Consider the following 19,844-nt stretch of genomic DNA (forward strand, 5'->3'; position numbering starts at 1 on the left):
GCCGACTCCCCATTTGTGCTTCGCAAAAATGGGGAGGGCCTTTGGGTTCAGCCCGCTTCGGAGAGCCACTGCTCCAGGTACTTGATCGAATAGTCCCCATCGAGGAATTTCGGATCGGTCAGCAGCTTCTGGTGCAGGGGAATCGAGGTCTTGACCCCGCCGATCACCATTTCCTCGAGCGCGCGCTTGAGGCGCATAATGCAGCCTTCACGGGTGCGGCCCGAGACGATGAGCTTGGCGATCATCGAATCGTAATAGGGCGGAATGCGGTAACCGGCGTAGAGGCCAGAATCGACGCGCACGTGCATGCCGCCCGCGGCGTGGTAGCTGGTGACGAGGCCGGGCGAGGGGGCGAAGGTGAACGGGTCTTCCGCGTTGATGCGGCACTCGATCGCGTGGCCCTTGAACTCGATCTCTTCCTGCTTGACCGAGAGAGGCTTGCCATCGGCAATGCGGATCTGCTCGCGCACGAGGTCGACGCCGGTGATCGCCTCGGTGACGGGATGTTCCACCTGCAGGCGGGTGTTCATCTCGATGAAGTAGAACTCGCCGCCTTCCCACAGGAACTCGATCGTACCCGCGCCGCGATAGCCCATGTCGGCCATGGCTTTGGAAACGATGCCGCCCATACGGTCGCGCTCGGCGGCGGAGATGACGGGAGAGGGAGCCTCTTCCAGCACCTTCTGGTGGCGGCGCTGGAGCGAGCAATCGCGCTCGCCGAGATGGATGGCGTTGCCGTTGCCGTCGCCGAAGATCTGGAATTCGATGTGGCGCGGATTGCCGAGGTACTTCTCGATATAGACGGTGGCATCGCCGAACGCGGCCTTGGCCTCGCTGCCGGCCTGCTGGATGAGCGTTTCGAGCTCGTCAGGGCCGTTGCACACCTTCATGCCGCGACCGCCGCCGCCCGAGGCGGCCTTGATGATCACCGGATAGCCGGCGGCCTCGGCGATTTCCTTGGCTTCCTTGATGTCGGAAACAGCGCCGTCAGACCCCGGAACAAGCGGCAGTCCGAGCGCGCCGGCGGTGCGCTTGGCCTCGATCTTGTCGCCCATGGTGCGGATGTGTTCAGGCTTGGGCCCGATCCACGTGATGCCGTGCGCTTCGACGATATCGGCGAACTTGGCGTTTTCCGAAAGGAAGCCGTAGCCGGGGTGGATCGCATCGGCATGGGTGATCTCGGCCGCGGAGATGATCGCGGCCATGTTGAGATAGCTGTCCTTCGCCGCGGGCGGCCCGATGCAGACCGCGTGGTCGGCAAGGCGCACGTGCATCGCGTCGGCATCGGCGGTGGAGTGCACCGCGACCGTCTCGATCCCCATTTCATGCGCGGCGCGGTGGATGCGCAGAGCGATTTCGCCGCGGTTGGCGATCAGCAGGCGGGAAATGGCCATGGGTCTGGCGCGCTCAGGCGATGACGACGAGCGGCTGGTCAAATTCGACCGGCTGCGCGTTTTCGACCAGGATCGCGGTGATCTTGCCGCCGGTTGGCGCGGTGATCGGGTTCATCACCTTCATTGCCTCGACAATAAGGAGCGTGTCACCCGCCTTGACCGTCTGCCCGACAGTGATGAACGGCGCGGCGCCCGGTTCGGGGAAGAGGTACACAGTGCCGACCATCGGCGAACGCAGCGCGTTGGCGTTGGCATCCGGCGCGGGCGCGGCAGGAGCTTCGGCGGCCGGTGCTGCGGCAGGCGCAGGGGCTGCGGCGGGAGCGGGCGCATAAGTCATGGTCGGTGCCGCGGTGATGGTGCGGGCGACGCGGATCTTGCGCGTGCCGTCCTCGACCTCGATCTCGGTCAGGCCAGTGTCGGAAAGCAGTTCAGCCAGCTCGCGCACAAGCGCGCGATCAATGGCCATGGCGGAATTGGCGCCCTCGTCGCCGCGGTCTTGCCCCATTATTGTGTCCTCGCGGGTGGTCCCATAGAAAGCGCGTTCCATGCCCGCCGCGTCGCCCAGTGGCAAGAAAAACCCGTAGGGACTGCTTGGAATAACCCCCAAGGGCGGGGCTCAGAGCCGGTGCGCGCCTTCAAGAGCAAGGAGATAGCTGGTCGCACCAAATCCCGCGATTGTCGCCTTGGCCGCCATGCCGACATAGGATTTGTGGCGGAACGCCTCGCGGGTGTGGGGGTTCGACAAGTGCACCTCGATCACCGGCGTGCGGATCGCCTTGATCGCATCGTGGAGTGCCACGGAAGTGTGGGTGAACGCGCCTGCATTGAGCAGGACCGCTTTTGCGCCAACAGCTTGCGCCTCGTGCAACCAGTCGACGAGGTGGCCCTCATGGTTCGACTGGCGCATCTCGATTTCAAGGCCGAGTTCGCGCGCGCGGTCTTCCAGCATGCCGGCGATGTCGTCGAGCGTGGCCGAGCCGTAAATCTCGGGCTCGCGGGTTCCGAGCAGATTGAGATTGGGTCCGTTGAGGACGAAAACGGTCTCGGACATTTGGGGCTCCGCGCGGCAGGGTCGTTCCGGTCAGCCCTGATAGAGCGTGGCCGGAGGCGCGCAAGTGCTTGAGGAGGCTTTAGCCCTACCCGCTAACCCTTGCCGTTGTCGGCCATGGGCGGCGGGGGCGGAGGATCGCCGCCATCATCGATCGATGCAGCCGGATCGTCGCCGCCGGGGTCGATGTCGTTCTGCGGCACGGGATCGGGCTGCGAGACGGCCTGCGGCTGGTTGGTGGCAGCGAGCGATTCGGCGGCCTTGGCGCGCTTCTCGGCAGCGTCGGCTTTGGCCTCGACCGCTGTGACCCGCTCCTCGAGCGCGCCGACCCGGTCGACGTCGCAGCCGGACAGCACGAAGGCGAGCCCGGCGGCGGCGCTCGCGAGGGCAAGTCGGCGCGCTGCGCGGCGGCGCGATCGGGCGGCGAAGGAGTGGTGTGCGTCCATGCTGCCGATCGTCATAACAGCTAAAGGTTACCCGAAACTAACCAAGGAGGCACTTCAGCGGTCGGTGCCCTTCGCCTTGCCCCACTGGCGCGCCGCCGTGTAGCCCAGATAGGCGGCGGCGAAGAGCGCGTAGAGCGGTTCGGGCAGGCCGGCGAAGTAGGCGGTCATTGCCTCGGTCATCGCCCTGGCGGCGGCGGGGCGGACGGCAGCGATGAGGCCGAGCGGAATCGCCCAGAGGATCACCGCATACATGACATAAAGAAACGTGGGCCGGGCCAGCGCGGTATAACGGGCGCTGGGCGAGGAAACTGGGCGCGGGGGCATAGGCGTCCTTTCGGTGGGTGGGGGACGCCGGTCCAGATAGCGGCAAATGGCGATGTAGGAAAACCGTTTGGGTAGAAAAACCGTCTGGGTATGAAAACCGCTTGGCCGCGTGCAGAACTGCGGCGGCTTAAAGGGTGCGCGCAAATTCGTGATCCCCCGTCCGGTTTATGGCAATGGACGTGCTGCAGTGCGGCAGATAGGGGAATAGCCTTGCTGTCATGCTGGTGTAAAACAGGGTGCGCCGGGATTTGCGCGGCGGACCGGAGGGTCGGAGATTTGGTGAACGCGGGGCGGCGGGTTCCTTTCGGGCGCAGCGTGCTGGCGCTGGCGGCGCTCGTCTCGGCCTCGTGCGTGTTGGCTGCGGGCCAGGATGCCGTGCCCCATGCGGTGCGTGCGGTTGACGAACAGCGCGCCGCACTGATCGAACCGATGCTCGAGGACTATTGCTCGCGCTGCCATAACGATTTTGACAAGGTCGCGGGGCTGTCGGTCGCTGATCTCAAAGCGAGCGACATTGCGGCGGGGCGCAACGCGGAAAGCTGGGAGAAGATCCTGCGACGCGTTGCTGCGGGCGAAATGCCGCCGCATTCGAAGAAGCAGCCCGATCCTGCGCTGCGCGCTGATTTCGTGAACTGGCTGGACGAGGGCCGCGCGCAGTTCGTGACGGCGCATCCCGATCCGGGCGCGGCGCCCGTGCGGCGGTTGAACCGGCGTGAATATGCCAATGCGGTGCGCGATCTGCTGGGCGTCGAGGGCGATTTCGCCGCTGCGCTGCCGCCGGACAATTCAGGCTTCGGCTTCGACAATATCGCTGATGTGCTCAGCGTTTCGCCAACCCTTGTGGAACGCTATGTCGCAGTGGCGGGCAAGGCCGCCCGCATGGCGACCGGCCTTGTGCCCAAGCGCGATTTCGTGACCACATGGCAAGTGGCCAAGGATGGCTCGGTAATGAACTCGGGCATCCCTGCATTCAACGATCGGGCCGGGCCGGAACTGCCGCTGGCCTCGCGCGGCGGGACGGCGGTGCGTTATGTCGCGCGCTGGGATGGGGTCTTTGACATCGCGGTCTGGCTCAATTCCAATACCAACAACGAGAGCGACCGGCTGCCGGAAGACCGCTTTTCGTTGCGCATACCGATGAAGGCAGGGGTGCACCGCGTGGCTGTCTCGCTGCGGCGGCAGACCTGGCCTGACGAGATGGTGCAGGTGGTGCGCAATACGACCGACTATGTACCGCTGCCGCTGGAAAAGCCGGCGGACCTGCCGCTTGATGTGTGGGTCGATGGCGCGCGGGCCGGGACGCTGACGGTGCCTGCCTTCCGGGTGCATCCCCGCTATTCGCAGCACAATTTCCCGCGCGATGTCTTGCAGCTTGATGTGGCGGGACCTTTCGATCCGGGCGGGCAGGCGCGGCCGGCGGTCTTTACCTGCCAGCCCAGGCGCGCGGCGGAGGAAATGGCCTGCGCACGCAGGATCATCGCCAGCCTTGCGCGGCGGGCATGGCGCGGGCCGGTGCGCGATGCGGAGCTTGCACCGCTCCTGAAGATCTATGCCGACGAGCGCGTGGGCGGGGGTTTTGACAGCGGCGTGGCAGCCGCAATCGAGGCGCTTCTGGTTTCGCCGCGTTTCCTGTTTGTGGTCGAGACGCCGCCGCCTGCGGGGCTCTCGGGCGGAGCCTATCGCGTCTCCGACCTTGATCTTGCGGGGCGCCTGGCGCTGTTCCTGTGGAGCTCGATTCCGGATGACGGGCTGTTGCGGCTGGCGCAGCAGGGCAAGCTCCACCTGCCGGTGGTGCTGGACGCGGAGATCGCGCGCATGCTGGCCGACCGGCGCGCCGAGGCGCTGACCGAGAACTTTGCCGGGCAGTGGCTCTATCTGCGCAATCTCGACCAGCAGCGGCCGGACATCACCGAGTTCCCGCAGTTCGACGTGCCGCTGCGCGCGGCCATGGCGACCGAGACGCGGATGTTCTTCGCCCATGTGCTTTCCGCGAACCGGCCGGTGACCGACTTTATCCGCGCTGACTACACGTTCCTCAACGAACGGCTGGCGCGGCATTACGGGATCGAGGGCGTGCGCGGGCCCGCGTTCCGCAAGGTTTCGCTGCCGCAAGGGACGCCGCGCGGCGGGCTGCTCGGGCAGGCCAGCATCCTGACAGTGACGAGCTATGGCAACCGCACCTCCGTGGTGAAGCGTGGCAAGTGGATCCTCGACAATCTGCTCGCCTCGCCCCCGCCTCCGCCTCCTGCCGACGTGCCCGCGCTCAAGGCCGAGCATGACGGAAAGAAGCTGACCGCGCGCGAGCAGCTGGAATTGCACCGCGCCAATCCGGCCTGTGCTTCGTGCCACCAGCGGATGGACCCGCTTGGCTTTGCGCTCGAGAACTTTGACGGAGTGGGCGCGTGGCGCACGCAGGACGCGGGGCAGGTGATCGATGCAGGCGCTGTCTTGGCCGATGGCACGGCGTTCAGCGGATTTGCGGGGCTGCAGCAAATCCTGCTCGACCGGCGCGAGGAATTTGCGCGGGCCTTTACCGAGCGGCTGATGACCTATGCACTGGGACGCGGGCTCGGGCCGCAGGACATGCCGGCGGTGCGCAGCATTGCGCGCGATGCGGCAAAGGACGACTGGCGGGTGCGCACGATTATCCGGGGGATAATCACGAGCCCGGGTTTCACAATGCGGCGGGTGCCGGTTCCGGCAAGCCTGGCGCGCGCGGACAGCAGTTCGGGAGCGGGGCGATGATCGTGAAACGTGCCGCCCTCGGCCGCCGCACCGTGCTCCGCGGGCTGGGCACCACTCTGGCGCTGCCGTTTCTCGAGGCGATGATGCCTGCAGCACGCGCCGCGGATATCGGCCAGCGGCCGAAGCGGCTTTCGGTGTTCTATACGCCCAACGGCATGACGATGGACGCCTATCGGCCGGCGACAACGGGCGGGGACTATGTTCTTCCGCCGACCTTGGCGCCGCTGGAGCCGTTTCGCAGCGACATGGTGGTGGTGAGCGGGCTGGGGCACCCGCAGGCTGCGGCGATGGGCGACCGGCCGGCGGGGCATGGGCGCTCGTGCCCGGCGTTCCTCACCGGCGCGCATGCCCGGCAGACCGAGGGGCCCGACATTCGCTGCGGCGTGTCGATGGATCAGGTCTTTGCAGCGCATCTCGGGGAGACGACGACGATCCCTTCGCTGGAACTGGGGATCGATCAGGCGAGCCTTCTGGGCAGCTGCGATATCAATTATTCCTGCGCCTACACCAATGGCATTTCCTGGCTGACGCCGACCGTGCCGCTGCCCGTCATCGCCAATCCGCGCGATGTGTTCGAGCGGCTCTTCGGGGATGGCGAGGCGCTCGATCCGGCCAGCAGGCTGGCACAGGCGCGGCGGCGGGCCTCGATCCTCGATTATGTGCGCGAGGATGCGGCGCGGCTTTCAGGCCGGCTGGGGGCAGAGGACAAACGCAAGCTCGACGAATATCTCGATGCAACGCGCGCGCTCGAGAAGCGCATCCAGCGGGCGGCATCAGGGCCGGTGGCGGAGGCGGGGAGCTTTGCCCAGCCGGCGGGCATTCCGGCCGATTTTGGCGAACATGTGCGGCTGATGATCGACCTTCAGGTGCTTGCCATGCAGGCGGACCTCACGCGGGTCTGCACTTTCATGTTGGGGCGTGAGATATCGAACCGGACCTATCCCGAAATCGGCGTGCCGGATTCGCACCATATGCTGAGCCACCACGGCAAGAATGCCGACAAGATGGCCAAGCTGGCGGTGATCAACCGCTACCATATGGACTTCTTCGCCTATGCGCTGAAGCGGCTGAAGGAGACGCGCGACGGCGCGGGGTCGCTGCTCGATACGACGCTGGTGATCCGGGGCTCGGCCTTCGGCGATTCGAACGAGCATGATTTCATGGATCTGCCGGTGATTGTAGCTGGCGGGCTGGTGAAGGGCGGACGGCATCTGGCCTTCGACAAGGGCACGACCATGTCGAACCTGCTGCTGGCGGGGCTCAACCTGCTCGATGTGCCGGCCAAGGCCTTTGGCGATAGCACCGCGCCGCTGGCGGGACTGGCCGGTGCGTAGGCTGCTGGCGCTTTGCTTCGCGCTGCTGCCGACGCCTGCTCTGGCGCAAGGCGTGGAAGCGCTGTCGCGCGCGATTGCCGATGACGATGCGGGGGCGCTGGCTGCCGCGCTGGCCGCCGGGGCGGACGCCAATGCGGTGCTGGACTACAGCGAAAGCCCGCTGGCGCGCGCGGTCGAGACGCAGGACCCGGCGCTGGTGCAGGCTCTGCTGGGTGCCGGAGCCAAGCCGGATCGGGTCGATGCGCTCGGGGTGACGCCGCTGCTGCTTGCCTGCGAGCGGGGCAATGGCGCGATCGTCGGCGCGCTGCTCACGGCTGGGGCAGACGCGCGATTGGCGGGGCCAGACGGGGTGAGCCCGCTGGCGATGTGCGCTCGTTTTTCAGATGCTGATGCGGTGCGCGCGCTGGTGGCGAAGGGCGCGGATATCGAGGCAGCCGATACGCGCGGGCAGACGCCGCTGATGTGGGCGGCTTCGACCGGACGGTTGGCCGCAGTGCAGGTGCTGGTGGGAGCCGGCGCCCGGGTCAACCTTGTGACGACGGGGGGCTTTACGCCGCTGTTCTTCGCGTTGGCGAGCGGCAATGCGGACGTGGTCTCGGCGCTGATCGCGGCGGGGGCGGACGTCAAGCATCGCGGGCCGGAGGGGACGAGCGCCCTGCAAATGGCGCTCTACCAGAAGAACTGGGACGCGGCGGAAGAGCTGGTCCGGCAAGGCGGGGGGGATGTCTCCGAACTCGATCGCGAGGGTCGGCGCCCCTTGCATGTTGCGGCAGCAGCGGGGCAGGGCGCGCTGGTCGCGGCTCTGTTGGATCGGGGGGCGGAGCCCGATGCGCTCTCGGGCCCTTCCCGGATCACCTGGGTGACCGAGGCAAACTTCGGCCTGCCACCGCCGCCGGTGCAGCCCACGACCGCGCTGATGACGGCCGCGCGCGCCGGGCAAGCGGACGTGATGTGGCAACTGGTGCGCGCCGGGGCCAACGAGCATTATGTCGATGGCGCAGGTGTCAATCTCGTGCTCGCCGCCGCGCAAGGGCGCAGCTCGGCGGGGCTGGGGCTGGCGCTCGATCTGGCAGGCGATGCCAACGTTGCCGACAAGGACAAGACCACCGCGCTGCACATGCTGGCGGGCGGGCCATATTTCCCCGAGCTGCCCGCCATGCTGCGCGTACTGGCGGCACACGGTGCGCGGACCGACCTTGCCAACGCGCGGGGCAAGACCGCCCTGCAAGTGCTGAGCGACGGGCTTGCAACAGTGCAGGCGGCGTTTCATGAAGTGTTTCCCGCCGCGAAGGCCAGCCTAGCGCTCTCTCATTGATCTTTGATGCAGAAGGACCACTGCCAATGACCCGAGCAAGACCGATGCTTCTCACTGCCGCACTTGCCGCCTTGCTGGCGGGTGGTGCCATTGCCGCCGCTGCCTCGCCCGCCGACACGATTGCGGCGCGGCAGGCCAATTTCAAGAAGATGGGCGGGGCGATGAAGGCGCTCAAGGAAGAACTGGCCGGTGGTGCAGACAAGGCCAAGCTGCTTGCCGCAGCGCGCACGCTGGCGGCAACCGCAAAGCTGCAGGGCGGCCTCTTCCCCGCCGGTACCGGCCCTTCTTCGGGCGTCAAGACCGATGCGCTGCCCGCGATCTGGGCGCAAAAGCCGGCATTCGATGCCGCCGCCGCAAAGCTGGTGACCGAGGCGGACAAGCTCGCCGGGATAGCAGGGTCCGGCAATGCCGCCGCCGTGCTGGCGCAGTTCAAGGCCGTCGGCGGGGCATGCGCTGCCTGCCACAAGCAGTTCCGCGCCGAGGACTGAGCCCGCGATGAGCACCGGAGAGGAAACCGTCAAGGTGTGGGACCCCTTCGTCAGGGTGTTCCACTGGAGCCTGATCACACTGTTCGGGATCGCCTGGTGGTCGGGTGAGAATCAGGACATGGAGCGCCACCGGCAGGCGGGCTACGCCATTTTCGCGCTGGTGGTGTTCCGCCTGTTCTGGGGCTTTGCCGGATCGCGCACCGCGCGCTTTGCCCAGTTCCTCAAGGGGCCGGGCGGGGTCATGGCTTACCTCAGGACCCATGACGGCGAGACGCCTTCTGACGGGCACAATCCGCTCGGCGGCTGGAGTGTGGCTGTGCTGCTGGCTGTGATTCTGACGATCACGCTGGCGGGGCTGTTCGCGGTCGATGTCGACGGGATCGAATCCGGGCCGCTGGCAGACTGGGTGAGCTTCGATTCGGGCCGCGTGGCGGCAGAATGGCACGAGACCGTGTTCAAGGCGGCGCTGGCGGTGATCGGCCTGCATATCCTCGCGATCGGCTATTATCAGGTGCTCAATGCGCATGACCTGATCGGGCCAATGATCACCGGCAAGCGCAGCCGCGGCAAAGGTGAGACGACGGTGGACGTGAAGTGGTCGCCGGTCATGGCGCTGGCGGGGATTGCGGGTGTGGGCGCGCTGACCTGGGCGGTGATGACGGGCTTCCGGTTCGGCTGATGTTGCAGTGATTTCGTCACTTTCGTCGTTCCCGCGATGGCGGGAACAACGCGCTAACAGCCCCGTTGGCCGCACCTTCGGCAACTGGGCACCCGCCTTCATGGGGTGACGAAAACAATTCCGTTCAATGTAACGGCACCATGGCCCAATGTCACGACAGGCGCTCCGGCACGGCCTGGGCTTCTTCGGTCAGTGTTTCGGCCGTCATCACCGCTTCCCACGGGAACACGAACCAGCGCTTGTCCTCGGCCCGGTCGAGTTCCTCGGCGGCGTAGTCGACCCGGGCCTTCGAGCGGCAGTTGTCCATGAGCACGGCAAAGCGCAGGTTTTCAGGCGTGCAGCCGTTGTCCGCAAGGAGATTGCGGATGTAGACAATGGTGCCGCCGCTGTCGTTGATATCGTCGACGAAGAGCAGGCGCGTGCCGGTGGCGGACTTGTCGGCCACCTTGCGTAGCAGCTCGTCGGCAAAGCCCGGAACCTTGGAGGAGTGGTCGATCGAGAGCATCGGCACTTGCAGCTCATGGCTGATGTAGACTGCGGGAACCAGTCCGCCACGGCCAATGCCGATGATGAAATCGGCCTTCCAGCTGTCCGCCGCCAGCAGCTTTGACAGCTTGCGCACATTGCTCAGGAAATCCTCGTAGGGAATGTAGTTCAGGACGGGGGCAGGGCTGGCGGTCATGTCCGGTCGGATCCGTTCGTCGGTCGGCAAAGAAGAGCGGTTACCGATTCCCGAACCGCACCGCAATTGCACGCAGGGTCCGTTTTCAACCGGAATTGCGCTCAGGTTGGCGGAACGGGCGGTGCGGGCCATGCGAGCTCGCCGAACGCGCTCTGGATTTCACCCAGCACGATATCGGCCGCATAGCTCGGCGGGCGGGCGGCGGCGGTGCACAGCGCCAGGGTCATCGGGCGCAGCACGGGATCGGAAATGCGAGTGAAGGACAGGAGGCCCGCCTTCACTTCGGTGATCACGTCGAGCGAGGTGAGAATGCCGATGCCCACTCCCTGCAGCACGAGGCTGGTGATCATCTGGATATTGTCGCTGGTGGCCTTGCGGTCGAGCACGGCGCGGGTTGTGCCTTCAAGCACGGCGATCTGCTGCTGAACGGCCAACGGGCTGGAGGGCACGACCACGGGCGAGCCGATGCAGGCGGAAAAGCGCGCCTCGCCCTGCTCGCCGAAGGGGTGGCCGGCGGGCGTGATGAAGCCGAGGTGCACGTCGACAAAGGCGCGTACGGTGATCTCTCTGTAGGATTCGGGGCCGAAGAACACGCCGAAATCGACCTCGTTGCTGGCGATCATGCGCCGCACCTGGTCGTTGCCGGCGACCTTCACCTCGATGGTGATGCCGGGGTAGCGGCTCTGCAGCGACTGGATAGCGGCCGGGATCACGCCTTTGGCCAGCGCATCGATCACTGCGATCTCGACATGGCCGCGTTTCAGCCCGCGCAAATCCTCGATCTGCGCGCGAACTTCACCGAGGTTCTTCTGCCAGCGCCCGCCCGCCGCCATCAGGATTTCGCCGGCGGCGGTCAGCCTCAGGCCGGTGGGCAGGCGCTCGAACAGCGGCATGCCGATCTCGGCCTCGACATTGAGGATCTGGCGATCGATCGCGGAGGCCGAGACGTTGAGCTCGTCCGCCGCCTTGCGGATCGAGCCGAGGCGGCCGACAGCCATGAAGTAGCGGAGGAAGCGGGAGAATGCCGGCACCAGACCTACCTTGCGTGACCCTACCTAATTTTTGCAACGTCGCGCCCGATTCATTGCAGTTGCGCGTAACAGGTCAAGACCATAATCACGCTGCACAGCACAAATCGGGTCGGAGCGCACAAGGAATGGCAGGGAGCAAAGGGGCAACGGGATGGCGCGCGCTTGTCGCGGCGCTGCTCGTTTCGCTCCCGCTTCCAGCCCTTGCCGGACCGGTGCCACTGGTCGATCCGGCGCGCGAGGCGGCGGTGGCCACACTAGTCGAGGCCGCGAAAGACAGCCCGCCGGCGCTGCGCGTGCTGCTGCGTTCCATGCCCAAGGGCGGCGATCTCCACAATCACCTCGGCGGCGCGATCTATGCCGAGGATTTCCTGACCTGGGCCGGTGCAAAGGGTTTCTGCGTCGATGCGACCGGGCTTGGCGTAGAACCGCCGCCGTGCCCGGCCGAGCGCGGGATCGAGCGGTTCGCGGCGACCAACGAATTCGGTATGGACCGGCTGATCGACGCGATGTCGACGCGCGGGTTCCAGCGCGGGGTCGGGCAGAACGATGTGTCCGGCCACACCCAGTTCTTCCGCTCGTTCGAGCGCTTCGGCAAGATGGGCGGCGAGACCGCGAAGATGCTGACAGCCACGCGGCGCATCGCGGCGGGAGACAACCTCTCGTACCTTGAACTGGATCACAACACACTGGCACTGGTATCGGTGGTGCGCGCGGCGGGCGACGAACCGATGGGCGAGGCCGATCTTGCGGCGGTCTACGCCGGCGAAGCCAAGGCCTTCGCGTCGCTCATTCCCAAGGCGCGGGCCGAACTCGATGCCGACGAGGCGGCGTCGGCAAGGGACATGTCCTGCGCCACGCCGGCGGCCGAGCCAGGGTGCAAGGTGGCGTTGCATTATTTGTTCCAGGCCCTGCGCGCGTTGCCGCCGTGGCAGGTCTACCGCTCGCTGATCCTGGGCTTCATGATGGCCGATGCCGATCCGCGCTTTGTCGGCGTCAATATCGTGATGCCCGAGGACGCCTGGCTGGCGCGGCGCGACTATGGCCTGCATATGGCGATGATCCGCTTCCTCGCCGCGAAGTATCCCAAGGTTTCGCTGACGCTTCATGCCGGTGAAGTCACGCTGGGGCAGGTGCCGCCGCAGGATCTCAAGGATCATATCGCGCAGGCAGTGGCGGTGGGCGCCAAGCGCATCGGCCACGGCACAGGCATCGCCTTCGAGGACAAGGCCGAAGACACCATGGTGCGCATGGCGCGGGACGGCATTGCGGTCGAGATCAATCTCACCAGCAATGCCGTGATCCTTGGCGTCAGGGGCCGCGACCATCCGCTTGCTCTCTACCGCAAGCACGGTGTGCCGGTGGTGCTGTCGACAGACGATCAGGGTGTGCTGCGTAGTGATATGACCAATGAGTATGTCCGCGCGGTCACCGAGCAGGGGCTGGGCTACAAGGACCTGAAGCAGGTTGCCCGCGCTGCACTGCACTATTCTTTTGTGCCGGGCGCGGCGCTCTGGACCGATCCGGTCACGCCGGTGCCGGTGGCGGTCTGTGCTGATTTTGCCACACCCTCGTGCGGCAAGTATCTGGCAGGAAACGAGAAGGCCCGCCTGCAGATGGATCTTGAACAGCGTTTTGCTGCTTTTGAGACGGAGCGTCTGGCGCGTGTTGGAAAGGTGTCTTAAGAGAGTAATACGAATTGCCGCTGCGGTGGCATTATAAGAAACGGGTGCGCCCAGCTTCGGGGATGCCGCATTGCGGCATGACGGCGGGGAAGACGCTCGGTGGTTTGCGGGAGAGGCGCGGTTCAACCACGCGCATTTCGGCCCTCACGGCAGGTGGGGGCGGTGCGCCATTTGCGTCCCAGGGGGTTAACTCAATGCTCTACCCGAACAAACCTGCGCAGCTTGCTGCGCCCCGCAGCCTTGTGAAAGGTCTTGCGCTGCTTCTCGGTTGCACCGCGCTGACGGTACCCGCCTTCGCGCAGGAAGCACCGGCGGACGAGGCGCCTGCCAAGGACGAAATCGTCGTCGTGGGCTCGCTGGGCGCGCTGCCGGTCAAGGACGTCGGCTCGATCTTCGGCTTTGACAAGAACCTTGTCGAAACGCCGCGCTCGGCCTCGACGATCTCGAAGGAGCAGCTTGAGCGCTTCGGCGTGAGCGAGATCTACGATCTCGTGGCGCAGGCTCCGGGCACGTTCACCAACTCGTTCTTCGGCGTCGGCGGCGCGCTCGACATCCGCGGCACCCCCGGCGAAGTCTATTTCCGCGGTGTGCGCCGTCTCGACAACCCGGGCAACTACCCGACCCCGATCGGCGCTTCGGACCGCATCGATATCGTGCGCGGCCCCGCCTCGCCGATCTACGGCCCGTCGAAGACCGGCGGCTACATGAACTTCGTGCCCAAGTCGGCCCGCGTGGCCAAGGGCAAGTACATGGACAGCCCGGCCGGCCAGCTTTCCTACACCACCGGCAGCTGGAGCAAGAGCGTGCTCAGCGCGGACCTGCGCGGCCCGGGCAAGATCGGCGGACAGGAATTCGGCTACAGCCTCTACGCCGAGGTCGAGGATTCGGGCAGCTACTACCGCAATATGAACACCAAGCAGACCATTCTGCAGGCGGCGTTCGACACCGATCTGGCGCCCAACCTGCGGCTTGAATTCGGCGGCATGTACCACGACTACAAGGGCCAGCAGAACGGCGGCTGGAACCGCCTGACGCAGGACCTTGTCGACAACGGCACCTACATCACCGGTTCGGCCCAGCCGCTCGACACGAGCGGTGACGGCAAGCTCTCGCCGAACGAGTTCGATGCGGCCGGCTCGTTCGGTGTGTTCGGCGCCTTTGCCTGCGGCGGCGGTCCTTTCGCGGGTGCGTGGACCGATGCCTGCGTCAAGGCGAACTTCCCCAAGCTCGCGCTGACCAATGTCGGCACGACCAAGCTCAGCCGCCGCAACACGCTGACGGGTCCTGAGGACAAGCTGTGGAACAAGGCCAAGACCGCCTACATGGACCTGATCTTCGATGCCGGCAACGACCTCGAGATCAAGAACCAGCTGTTCTATGACGGCTACACCAACCTCAACGAGAACGCTTACGGCTTCTCGCAGTTCCACGATTCCTATGTGATCGAGGACAAGATCGTGGTTGCGAAGAAGTTCACCAACGATCTCGGAAAGTTCTCGGTCCAATTCTCGCCCTCGGTCCGGTACACGAACTTCAAGCATGGTGATGACTTCGACTACGAATACTTCCACCGCGTCGATCTGAGCAAGGGCTATGACGCGCGCTCGTCGCGGTTACTTTCGACCGTATCGGGCAAGGATTATTCGACCTACGTGACCGGCTATTATACCGACTTCGGTCTGGCTGGCCTCGTCGATCTCGATTTCAACTTCGGCCTCGATGTGACGGGCGGCGTCCGCTACGACAACATCAAGGGCAAATCGACGAGCGATGCCACGCGCACCCGCTCGAAGGACGGCTCGGTGGGCGAAGACACCAAGGGTGCGTGGTCGTGGTCGGTCAGCGCCAACTACAAGCTGCCGTTTGGTCTTGTCCCCTATGGCACGATCGCGCGCCAGTCGGTGGTCATTGCCGGGCAGGGCGCGGAGCTCGATCCGGGCAACCTCAAGGGCGGCACCTGGATCAGCGCTTCGAAGCTCTATGAAGGCGGCATCAAGGGCTCGTTCCTCAACAACCGGCTCTATGCGGCGGTTTCGGTCTACAAGCAGACCCGCGTCGACTTCAACGCGCAGTCGATCACCGTCAACCAGGCGGTCGAGACCAAGGGCCTTGAAGCCGAAGTGCGCTGGTCGGTGGACAAGCACTTCCTCGTGACGGGCGCCTATACCAAGACCAACGTCTACAACCTGACCGCGCTCAACGACGGTGTGCTGTTCAGCTTCTTCGGCATCGAGGATCTGAAGGGGATCAAGGATCCCTCGCTGCACCTCGGCGGCCAGCTGTTCGGCCTGCTGCCGATCGCGAACAAGGACCAGGCACGCCGCGCGGGTATTCCGAAGGACCTCTACTCGGCCACCGCAACCTACTCGTTCGACAACGGCCTCGCCTTTGCCGGCAGCATCAGCCATGTGCCGTCGGTGTTCTCGGGTCAGGCGCAGTCGGTCCGTCTGCCGGCCTATACGCTGGTCGATGGCAGTGTGTCCTTTGCGACGGGGCCGTGGCTGTTCCGCGTGGTGGGCAAGAACATCACGAATGCCAAGTACTTCCGCGCCAACTTCACCGAACTCTTCGGCAGCACGATCGCGCTGCCCGAGCGTCCGCGCAGCTGGCAGGCCTCGGTCGTCTACAAGTTCTGATGACCTGAATGAATGGAGCGGGGGCGGCGCTGTATGCGCTGCCCCTGGCTTCCCCTGATTTTTCGTTTCTGTTCAAGGCGGCTCCGACCATGCCTGCTTTCGCGCGCCTTGCGACCCTTGCCGCAGCACTTCTGGTTGGCGCCGCGCCTGCGCTGGCGGCCCCTGTGGCGGATTATGCAACGCTCGCCGCGGTCAGGGCCTGTGCGCCTGCGCGGCCTTGCACGGCGAAGCTGCCGGTGCGCGTGGTGGTCGTCACCATGTTCGAGATCGGCAAGGATACCGGCGACAAGCCTGGCGAATTCCAGCTCTGGAAAGAGCGCCGCCACCTCACCGAAACGCTGCCGTTCCCGCAAGGGTGGCACAACCTTGCCTATGATCCCGAAACCGGCGTGCTGGCCATCGTGACCGGCATGGGCTCGATCAAGTCTGCCACTGCGGCGCTGGCGCTGGGGCTGGATGAGCGGCTCGATCTTTCTAGGGCCTACTGGCTGGTCGCGGGGATTGCGGGGATCGACCCTGAGGATGCCTCGGTCGGCTCGGCGGCCTGGGCGCACTATCTGATCGACGGCGACATCGCGCACGAGATAGATGCGCGCGAAATCCCCAAAGACTGGAAGAGCGGCTACTTCGCTCTGCACAGCAAGGGGCCGATGGACCCTACGCCGCTGGACCCGGTAAACGGCGAGATGTTCGAGCTCAATCCGGCGCTGCAGGACTGGGCCTATGCGCTGACAAAGGACATGGCGCTGCCGGATGATCCGCGCATTGCCGCGGCCCGCATGGCGTTCAAGGGCTATCCCAATGCGCAGAAGCCGCCGTTCGTGCTCAAGGGCGACAACCTTGCAGCGATGACCTTCTGGCACGGCGCCAAGATGACCGCGTGGGCCAACGACTGGACCTCGTTCTGGACGCGCGGGAAGGGCGCGTTCGTGACCTCCGCGATGGAGGAGACGGGAACTTTCCAGTCGATCGAGTACCTCACCAAAGTCGGCAGGGCGGACAGGGACCGCGTTCTGGTGCTGCGTGCGGGTAGCAATTTCACGATGCCGCCGCCGGGGACTGATGCGGCGACCTACCTCCTCAGCGAAAACCAGGGCTACGCCGGTATGACTGCGGCGCTGGAGAGCCTCTACCGCGTCGGCGGCAAGGTGGTGGACGAAATCGTGACCCACTGGGACCGCTATGAGAAGGCCCCTCCGAAATGACAGGTCGCTGCTGACATGGCACTGACGCTCATCCGGAACGCCGCGGTCGTTGCGGTGATGGACGACGCGGGAACCGAGATTGCCGGCGGCGCGGTTGCTCTGCGCGACGGGGTCGTGCTGGCGGTGGGGACGACCGCCGAACTGGCGCCGCTTGCAGGCCATGCCGATGTGATCGTCGAGGCAGCAGGCTGCGTGGTAACTCCGGGGCTGATCAACACGCACCACCACTTGTACCAGACGCTGACCCGCGCGGTGCCCGGCGCGACCGAGGCTTCGCTGTTCGGCTGGCTGAAGCGGCTTTATCCGGTCTGGGCGCGCTATACGCCGGAGGACGTCTTCGCGGCGACGCAGCTGGGGCTGGCGGAGCTGGCGCTTTCGGGCTGTTCGCTGAGTTCGGACCACCTCTATCTGTTCCCGAACGGCGTCACCTTGGATGACACGATCCATGCCGCCGAGGGCATCGGACTGCGTTTTCATGCAACTCGCGGCGCGATGAGCGTCGGGGAAAGTGCCGGGGGCTTGCCGCCGGACAGTCTGGTCGAGCGCGAGGATGCGATCCTGGCCGACTGCATCCGCGTGATCGACCGCTTTCACGACGGCGCGGAGGGCGCGATGGTGCGCGTGGGTGTGGCGCCGTGCTCGCCCTTTTCGGTGAGCCGCGAGCTGATGCGCGACGCCGCGCTGCTGGCCCGCGACAAGGGCGTGATGCTGCACACGCACCTCGCCGAGGATGCCGACGACGTGGCGTTCAGCCTCGAGCGCTTCGGTTGCCGGCCGGGGCAATATGCCGAAGAGCTGGGCTGGACCGGGCCCGATGTGTGGCATGCGCATTGCGTCCACCTCGACCACAGCGAGATAGATCTCTTCGCCCGCACGCGCACGGGTGTGGCGCATTGTCCTGGTTCGAATTGCCGTCTGGGTTCGGGCGTGGCGCCGGTGCGGGCGATGGTTGATGCGGGGGTGCCGGTGGGGCTCGGCGTCGATGGTTCCGCCTCTAACGATACGGCAAACCTGCTGGGCGAGGCGCGGCAGGCCATGTTGCTCCAGCGTGTGACTCATGGCGCGACGGCTTTTGCGGCGCGCGAGGCGCTGCGCCTTGCGACGCGCGGCGGGGCGGCGGTGCTGGGGCGGCCTGATCTGGGCCAGCTTGCAGCGGGCAAGCGCGCCGATGTTGCAGTGTGGGACATGGCCGATGTGGCTTCCATGGGCGCGTGGGATCTGGTCGCAGGCCTCGTGCTGGCGCCGCCAGCGGGGGTGCGCGACTTGTTCGTCGAGGGGCGGCCAGTGGTACGCGGCGGCGATCTTGTGCGCACGCCGCGCGCCGCCGTGCTCAAGGCCGCGCGCAGCTCGCTCAATCGCCTCATGGCCTAGAGACTAGGAGACCGCCCGCCGTGCCATTGCCCGCTTCGGTAAGCCGCGAATCCGCCCGCAACCCGGACTACTTCCCGGGGCTGGGGCTCGCCTTGCCGCTTGGCATCCAGCACGTGCTGGCGATGTTCGTCTCCAACCTGACGCCGCCGATCATCATCGCAGGCGCGGCGGGTTTCGGTTTCGGCTCCCCTGATCCATCAGAGCTCATCTATATGATCCAGATGGCGATGCTGTTCGCCGGGATCGCCACGCTCATGCAGACGGTCGGCCTTGGTCCCATCGGCGCGCGGCTGCCGCTCGTGCAGGGGACGAGCTTTGCCTATATCCCGGTGATGATCCCGATCGTGGCGGGCAAGGGCGTGGGGGCCATGGCCGCGCTGACCACGGCGGCGCTGATCGGCGGGCTGGTGCACGGGGCCTTGAGCGTGTTCGTGGGCCGCGTGCGCTTTGCCTTGCCGCCGCTGATCACCGGCCTTGTCGTGCTGATGATCGGCCTCTCGCTGATGCGCATCGGGGTGCAGTATTCGGCCGGCGGGGTGCCCGCCATCGGCACGCCGGCCTATGGCGCGGGGGCGAGCTGGCTGCTGGCAAGCGTGGTCGTTTTCGCGACGCTGGGGCTCAAATTCTTCGCGCGCGGCATCTGGTCGACCGCCTCGGTGCTGCTTGGGCTGGCGGCGGGCTATCTCGCGGCGCTGGCAATGGGGCGGATTTCCTTTGCCGCGGTCGCCGACGCACCGCTCGCCATGGTGCCGCAGCCGTTCCATTTCGGCATCGCATTCTCGGCCTCGGCGATCCTCGGCTTTGTGCTGACGGGCTTTGTTTCCTCGATCGAATCGATCGGTGATGTCGAGGCGATCTGCGAGGGCACGGCGGGTCGGCCAGCGACCGATGCCGAACTCAAGGGCGCGGTCGCGGCGGACGGGGTGGGGACTGCGCTTGCCGCCGTGTTCGGCGCGATGCCCAACACCACCTTCAGCCAGAACGTGGGCCTGATCGCGATCACCGGCATGATGAGCCGCCACGTCGTGACGCTTGGCGCGGTGTTCCTCATTGTATGCGGCCTCGTGCCCAAGATCGGTGCGGTGATCACCACGATCCCCATCGAAGTGCTGGGCGGCGGCGTGATCGTGATGTTCGGCATGGTCGCTTCGGCGGCGCTGTCGATGCTGGCGGGAGTTACGTGGAACCAGCGCAACATGCTGGTCTTCGGCGTGCCGCTGTCGCTGGCGCTGGGCTTGCAGCTGGAACCGGCGGCAGTGACTTATCTGCCCGAGACGGCGCGCATCCTCGCGACTTCGGGTGTGCTGCCGGCGGCGGTTCTGGCTATCGTGCTCAACCTTGTGCTGCCGGCCGAGACAGCGGACGAGGAAGCAACGAGCGCGAGCCCCGCGAGCAGCGGAGTGACGGGGTAGTGACGAGCGCGCTCTTTTTTGCAACAATCCGTCCGGTTCATTGCGTTGGATC

Annotated in this window: 16 protein-coding genes and 1 pseudogene; 10 read left to right on the forward strand and 7 right to left on the reverse strand. The window is 65.9% G+C overall.

All coding sequences use genetic code 11. The features are described 5' to 3' along the window. Positions 1-47 precede the first annotated feature (47 nt). The 5 genes and pseudogenes from accC to WCL10_RS08550 form a co-directional block, all read right to left on the reverse strand. Complete coding sequence (gene accC / locus WCL10_RS08530; RefSeq protein WP_336895200.1) at positions 48-1,394, reverse strand: acetyl-CoA carboxylase biotin carboxylase subunit; 1,347 nt, start codon at positions 1,392-1,394, stop codon at positions 48-50. Between the two features lie 13 nt (positions 1,395-1,407). Next, the gene (gene accB / locus WCL10_RS08535; RefSeq protein ID WP_336895201.1) at positions 1,408-1,899 is read right to left on the reverse strand and encodes an acetyl-CoA carboxylase biotin carboxyl carrier protein; all 492 of its coding nucleotides are present in this window, start codon (positions 1,897-1,899) and stop codon (positions 1,408-1,410) included. A 111-nt stretch (positions 1,900-2,010) separates the two neighbouring features. Next, positions 2,011-2,445: a type II 3-dehydroquinate dehydratase gene (gene aroQ / locus WCL10_RS08540; protein ID WP_336895202.1), complete on the reverse strand. Its 435-nt coding sequence runs from the start codon at positions 2,443-2,445 to the stop codon at positions 2,011-2,013. 92 nt (positions 2,446-2,537) lie between these two features. Beyond that, positions 2,538-2,888 (reverse strand): hypothetical protein, encoded by a 351-nt coding sequence (locus tag WCL10_RS08545; RefSeq protein ID WP_336895203.1) that lies wholly within the window; start codon positions 2,886-2,888, stop codon positions 2,538-2,540. A 54-nt stretch (positions 2,889-2,942) separates the two neighbouring features. Further along, positions 2,943-3,176 (reverse strand): annotated as a pseudogene (locus tag WCL10_RS08550) (3TM-type holin); the annotation flags it as partial. A gap of 315 nt (positions 3,177-3,491) precedes the next feature. On the opposite strand from WCL10_RS08550, the gene WCL10_RS08555 reads away from it, so the two are divergent. From WCL10_RS08555 to WCL10_RS08575, 5 genes are read left to right on the forward strand one after another with little or no spacing between them, the layout of a single operon-like run. Further along, the gene (locus tag WCL10_RS08555; protein WP_336895204.1) at positions 3,492-5,957 is read left to right on the forward strand and encodes a DUF1592 domain-containing protein; all 2,466 of its coding nucleotides are present in this window, start codon (positions 3,492-3,494) and stop codon (positions 5,955-5,957) included. After that, positions 5,954-7,291: a DUF1552 domain-containing protein gene (locus WCL10_RS08560; protein WP_336895205.1), complete on the forward strand. Its 1,338-nt coding sequence runs from the start codon at positions 5,954-5,956 to the stop codon at positions 7,289-7,291. The genes WCL10_RS08555 and WCL10_RS08560 overlap by 4 nt, the downstream gene beginning before the upstream one ends. Continuing rightward, positions 7,284-8,606 (forward strand): ankyrin repeat domain-containing protein, encoded by a 1,323-nt coding sequence (locus WCL10_RS08565; protein WP_336895206.1) that lies wholly within the window; start codon positions 7,284-7,286, stop codon positions 8,604-8,606. The genes WCL10_RS08560 and WCL10_RS08565 overlap by 8 nt, the downstream gene beginning before the upstream one ends. A 26-nt stretch (positions 8,607-8,632) precedes the next feature. Then, positions 8,633-9,094: a cytochrome c gene (locus WCL10_RS08570; RefSeq protein ID WP_336895207.1), complete on the forward strand. Its 462-nt coding sequence runs from the start codon at positions 8,633-8,635 to the stop codon at positions 9,092-9,094. Positions 9,095-9,101: 7 nt separating this feature from the next. Further along, complete coding sequence (locus WCL10_RS08575) at positions 9,102-9,773, forward strand: cytochrome b/b6 domain-containing protein (protein ID WP_336895208.1); 672 nt, start codon at positions 9,102-9,104, stop codon at positions 9,771-9,773. A 151-nt stretch (positions 9,774-9,924) separates the two neighbouring features. Here the strand turns inward: WCL10_RS08575 and WCL10_RS08580 are convergent, their stop codons facing one another. Together WCL10_RS08580 and WCL10_RS08585 are read right to left on the reverse strand one after the other, a co-directional pair. Beyond that, complete coding sequence (locus WCL10_RS08580; RefSeq protein WP_336895209.1) at positions 9,925-10,455, reverse strand: phosphoribosyltransferase family protein; 531 nt, start codon at positions 10,453-10,455, stop codon at positions 9,925-9,927. Positions 10,456-10,556: 101 nt separating this feature from the next. Next, positions 10,557-11,486: a LysR family transcriptional regulator gene (locus tag WCL10_RS08585; protein ID WP_336895210.1), complete on the reverse strand. Its 930-nt coding sequence runs from the start codon at positions 11,484-11,486 to the stop codon at positions 10,557-10,559. Positions 11,487-11,611: 125 nt separating this feature from the next. Between WCL10_RS08585 and WCL10_RS08590 the strand changes: the two genes are divergently transcribed. From WCL10_RS08590 to WCL10_RS08610, 5 genes are all read left to right on the forward strand, one after another. Further along, on the forward strand, positions 11,612-13,168 hold the full coding sequence (locus WCL10_RS08590; RefSeq protein ID WP_336895211.1) for an adenosine deaminase: 1,557 nt from the start codon (positions 11,612-11,614) through the stop codon (positions 13,166-13,168). Positions 13,169-13,362: 194 nt separating this feature from the next. Further along, positions 13,363-15,804 carry a TonB-dependent receptor plug domain-containing protein gene (locus tag WCL10_RS08595; protein WP_336895212.1) on the forward strand — a complete coding sequence of 814 codons (2,442 nt, stop codon included), beginning with the start codon at positions 13,363-13,365 and terminating at the stop codon, positions 15,802-15,804. 89 nt (positions 15,805-15,893) lie between these two features. Next, a complete protein-coding gene (locus WCL10_RS08600; RefSeq protein WP_336895213.1) occupies positions 15,894-17,009 on the forward strand; it encodes a purine nucleoside permease in 1,116 nt (371 codons plus the stop codon). Positions 17,010-17,024: 15 nt separating this feature from the next. Next, positions 17,025-18,380 (forward strand): 8-oxoguanine deaminase, encoded by a 1,356-nt coding sequence (locus WCL10_RS08605; RefSeq protein ID WP_336895214.1) that lies wholly within the window; start codon positions 17,025-17,027, stop codon positions 18,378-18,380. Between the two features lie 20 nt (positions 18,381-18,400). Then, the gene (locus WCL10_RS08610) at positions 18,401-19,792 is read left to right on the forward strand and encodes a nucleobase:cation symporter-2 family protein (protein WP_336895215.1); all 1,392 of its coding nucleotides are present in this window, start codon (positions 18,401-18,403) and stop codon (positions 19,790-19,792) included. The last annotated feature ends 52 nt before the right edge of the window (positions 19,793-19,844 follow it).

The organism is Novosphingobium sp. (assembly GCF_037133355.1).
In the GTDB taxonomy this organism is placed as follows: Bacteria; Pseudomonadota; Alphaproteobacteria; order Sphingomonadales; family Sphingomonadaceae; genus Novosphingobium.